The sequence below is a fragment of the Roseiarcus sp. genome (assembly GCF_052145395.1).
Lineage (GTDB): Bacteria > Pseudomonadota > Alphaproteobacteria > Rhizobiales > Beijerinckiaceae > Roseiarcus.
In genome coordinates this window covers 1-3,779 of the sequence record NZ_JBKQOT010000700.1, presented here as the reverse complement: position 1 = coordinate 3,779, position 3,779 = coordinate 1, and the positions used below count along the sequence as shown (strand labels likewise).

Annotated in this window: 2 protein-coding genes and 3 pseudogenes; 4 read left to right on the top strand and 1 reads right to left on the bottom strand. The window is 64.2% G+C overall.

What is annotated here, in order from left to right:
• Positions 1-322: 322 nt before the first annotated feature.
• The 4 genes and pseudogenes from ACLP25_RS23960 to ACLP25_RS23945 all read left to right on the top strand — a co-directional run bounded on the left by ACLP25_RS23960 (position 323) and on the right by ACLP25_RS23945 (position 3,410).
• Positions 323-778 carry a RidA family protein gene (locus ACLP25_RS23960; RefSeq protein WP_442471631.1) on the top strand — a complete coding sequence of 152 codons (456 nt, stop codon included), beginning with the start codon at positions 323-325 and terminating at the stop codon, positions 776-778.
• Positions 779-789: 11 nt separating this feature from the next.
• A complete protein-coding gene (locus tag ACLP25_RS23955; protein ID WP_442471630.1) occupies positions 790-1,809 on the top strand; it encodes a WD40/YVTN/BNR-like repeat-containing protein in 1,020 nt (339 codons plus the stop codon).
• 75 nt (positions 1,810-1,884) lie between these two features.
• Positions 1,885-2,028: pseudogene (locus tag ACLP25_RS23950) on the top strand (IS6 family transposase); the annotation flags it as partial.
• A gap of 144 nt (positions 2,029-2,172) precedes the next feature.
• Positions 2,173-3,410: pseudogene (locus ACLP25_RS23945) on the top strand (ISAzo13 family transposase).
• Positions 3,411-3,455: 45 nt separating this feature from the next.
• Here the strand turns inward: ACLP25_RS23945 and ACLP25_RS23940 are convergent.
• Positions 3,456-3,779, bottom strand: a pseudogene (locus ACLP25_RS23940) (hypothetical protein); the annotation flags it as partial.

Here is a 3,779-nt window from a genome sequence, read left to right as displayed (position 1 = left end):
GAGCCCGCGCCATGACCGCGCCGTCGCTCAAGGCACGACCGACGGCGTTCGAGAATGCGACGCTGCGCGAGTCTGGCGGCGGCGCACGCCTCTCGGGCCCGGCGCAGACCATCATGCGCCTGGGTGACAATCTCATGTTCCATGTCGCGGTCGCAGGGGGCGTCCTCGTCGCCCGACGATGTCGAGCTGATTCCTGCGCGCGGAAGAGCGCACCCGTAAGGAAACGGCCGAACGGCCATGGAGCTGCTCGGTCTGGGGGATAGGTTCGATCATGGATAGATCGACGCACGAAACCTCTCCCGGAGCTGGAGTCGCGTCGGCCGTGCGTGCTCGCTTGGCAGCGCTCGGCCTTACGCTGCACGGTCCCCATCCGCCGCACCCGCCGCTGCTGGCTGTGGTCATGCATAACGGCGTCGCCTATGTGTCGGGCCAGCTGCCGCGCATCGACGGCAAGATCACTTGCCTGGGGCGGCTTGGTGAATCCGTGTCGTTGGAGCAAGGCGTAGAAGCAGCGGGAGTCTGCGCGCTCAATGCCCTCGCAGTGGTCGAAGCCGCGCTCGGCAACCTCGACCGGATCGAACAGTTTCTCAAAGTCACTGGCTTTGTCGCGTCAAGCCCCGACTTCGCGCAGCAGCCGAAGGTGATCGATGGCGCGAGCCGCATCTTCCACGACGTCTTTGGCGAGGCCGGCCGGCATGCGCGCTCGGCGATCGGCGTCGCGGCCCTTCCCCACGGGGCGGCGGTCGAGATCGAGCTCAGCGTCGCCGTGGCGCGGTAAGGGGAACAGCGATGTCCGACTTCTTCGTCTATTGCGGCCTCGCCGGCGACACGGACCCGGGCCGCTTCTGGAGCGCGGGGCTCTATCGCAGCCGCAACGCCGACGGCGCGTGGGAATCGATCGGCGAGCGCCTTGGAACGGAGCCGCATGTCTTCTCCATCCTCGCGGATTCGCGGCGCCCCGGCCAGGTGACGGTCGGGACGCATGACGGGATCTGGCGAAGCGACGACGCCGGCGACAGCTGGCGCCGGCTCGACGCGCCGAAGCCGCAGCTCGGCGTCTGGTCTCTCGCCTCTCACCCGGCCGAGCCCCACACATTGTTCGCCGGTTACGAGCCCTGCGGGATTCATCGGAGCACGGACGGAGGCAAGACCTGGGGCGCCCTTCCAGTCCAAGTGCGATATCCGGCCGTGTCGGATCGTCCAGAAATCCCGAAGCGCATCATCTCGATCGCGGTCGATCCAAGCAATCCGCGCGAGATTTACGCGAGCCTCGAAGTCGGCGGGCTTTTGCGCAGCCTCGACGGCGGCGCGAGCTGGGAGAACGTGATCGACGGGCTCTATATCGACGAAGGCTTCGTCGATATCCACGCCGTCGTGGTCAATCCGAAAGTTCCGGGCCAATTGACCATCGCGACCCGCTTCGGCGTCTTCCGGAGCGACGACCGCGGCGCGCATTGGCGGGACCTAAAGGCGCCGCTCCTGCGCCCGATCGGCTCTTATTGTCGTCGGCTTTGCTATGCGCCCAACGACGGGAACACGCTCTATCTCGGCGCGGCGAACGATTTCGACGGCGACCGCGGCGCCCTGTTCATCACGCGAGATAACGGATCGTGCTGGGAGAAGACCGAGCCCGGGGTGTGGCTGAAGACGCCGATCTTTGGGCTGGCTGTCGACGCCAAGCGGCCGGACGCAATCTTCTACGCGAGCAAGATTGGCCAGCTCGTCTTTTCGCGCGATCGCGGAGCGACCTGGAGCGTTAATCCGCTGAAAGCGGGCGCGGGACACGTCTTCTCGTTAGCTGTCGGCTAGTCGTTGGTTTTGGGATCAGGGAGGGCCTTGTCACGCGAACGATGGCGTGCCTTCGTTTGAGGGGTAAGATGGCGGATGAGGATCTCGTTCGGCCGCCACCAATTCCCGCCTACGATCATCCGGCACGCCGTCTGGCTCTACCTCCGCTTCACGCTCAGCTTTCGCGACGTCGAAGATCTACTCGCGGAGCGCGGTCTGGATGTCGGTTGGCACTTAATTGTGAGAATGAGGGCGTTTCGGTCGGATTAGGCACTTAGGACACCTTGCGGAACAATTGAATCGGTTTGGGGTTTGCGCGCTGTGGTAATTTGACTCGGTGGGGCAGGATTCCGATGTTTGTCCGAGGGCGGTATGCCTGGGGGCATGATCGATACGCAAGCGATTCGCCGCCGCTGGAACGACGTCGGCTCGAAGCTCGACGAGCGTCGGCGACGATTGTTTGCCGCTGGGGAGGTTCGTGCGGCGGGGCGGGGAGGCCTGGAAGCCGTCGCGAAGGTCACCGGAATCGCGCGCTCGACGCTCGGGCGTGGCTTGAAGCAACTCGACGCGGCGCCGTTTCCTCCCGGTCGCGTTCGTCAGCCCGGCGGCGGTCGTCGATCTCTGGCGAGCCAAGACGCGACGCTTCTCGAGGATTTGCGGCGCATTGTGGAACCGGCGACGCTCGGCGATCCGGTGCGTCCGCTGCTGTGGGTGTCGAAGAGCCACGACAAGCTTGCCGCGGCGTTGCGCGAGATGGGCCACAAGATCAGCGCCGTCAGCGTGAAGCGGCTGCTGCCGACGCTCGGCTACAGCCGGCAGACCAACCGAAAGGCCGACGAGGGCTCGAAACATCCTGATCGCGATGCTCAGTTCGAGCACATCAACGCCAGAGTGGTCGAGCGCCAGGCCGCCGGGCAGCCCGTCATTTCGGTCGATACGAAGAAGAAGGAGTTGGTCGGCAACTACAAGAACGGCGGCTCGGACTATCGTCCCAAGGGCGATCCGCAACGTGTGAAGGTGCACGATTTCGAGGACAAGGAGCTTGGCAAGGTCGTGCCTTACGGCGTCTACGACGTAGCTGCCAATAGCGGCTTCGTCAGTGTCGGCATCAATGCCGATACGGCCGAGTTCGCGGTCGCAGCCGTCCGTCGCTGGTTCGACCAGATGGGGCGCGAGCGCTACCCGAACGCCCGCGAGTTGACGATCACGGCCGACGGCGGCGGCTCGAATGGATCACGGGTCCGGTTGTGGAAAATCGAACTGCAGAAGTTCGCCGACGCGACAGGGATTATCGTCCACGTCCATCCCTATCCGCCAGGCACGTCGAAGTGGAACAACCCCCGGACCTGATCCGGGGGGAGCATCGATTGTTCTGCCACATCACGCAGACGTGGCGAGGCCGACCGCTCACCGACAGACTGGCCGTCGTCGAACTGATCGCGGCGACAACAACCACGACCGGACTGCGAGTCGAGAGCGCACTCGATACACACACCTACGAGAAGGGCATCAAAGTCACCGACGCCGAGATGGAAGCTCTCGACATCACAGGCGACGCGTTCCATCCTGAATGGAATTATACCATCCGCCCACGATCAGACCGCGCCAACCGAAGCAGTTAATCTGGCGGGTGTCCTTAATTGTGAGAATCGTGGTTCGCCGGAATCTCAAATTAACTGCCACTGCAGGAACGGCCAAGGCTTGCGGGCGTGGGCGATCACCCTCTCCGCGATCTCCCCAAAACGCGCCCTGTTGTCCCCGATGGTGTGGCTCTGAAGCATTGGCAGCATGCCCGGGCCGGCCCGATCGACAATGGCGACTCCCGCCAAGAGAGCGGGCCGCAGACAGAGCGGCAGGATCGGAGTTCCGGACGTGGGCAGGCTTGCGGGTTTTGCGGCGACCAGGCCATCGAGCTCCGGAATGATTGCGCCGAGCACTCTGAAACGCCAGAACTCTCCTTCATCAGGCAGAGGCTTTGGCACGCGACGCAT

Coding starts and splice junctions, on each gene's coding strand:
- ACLP25_RS23955 (WP_442471630.1), top strand. CDS start 790: ATGTCCGACTTCTTCGTCTATTGCGGCCTCGCCGGCGACACGGACCCG.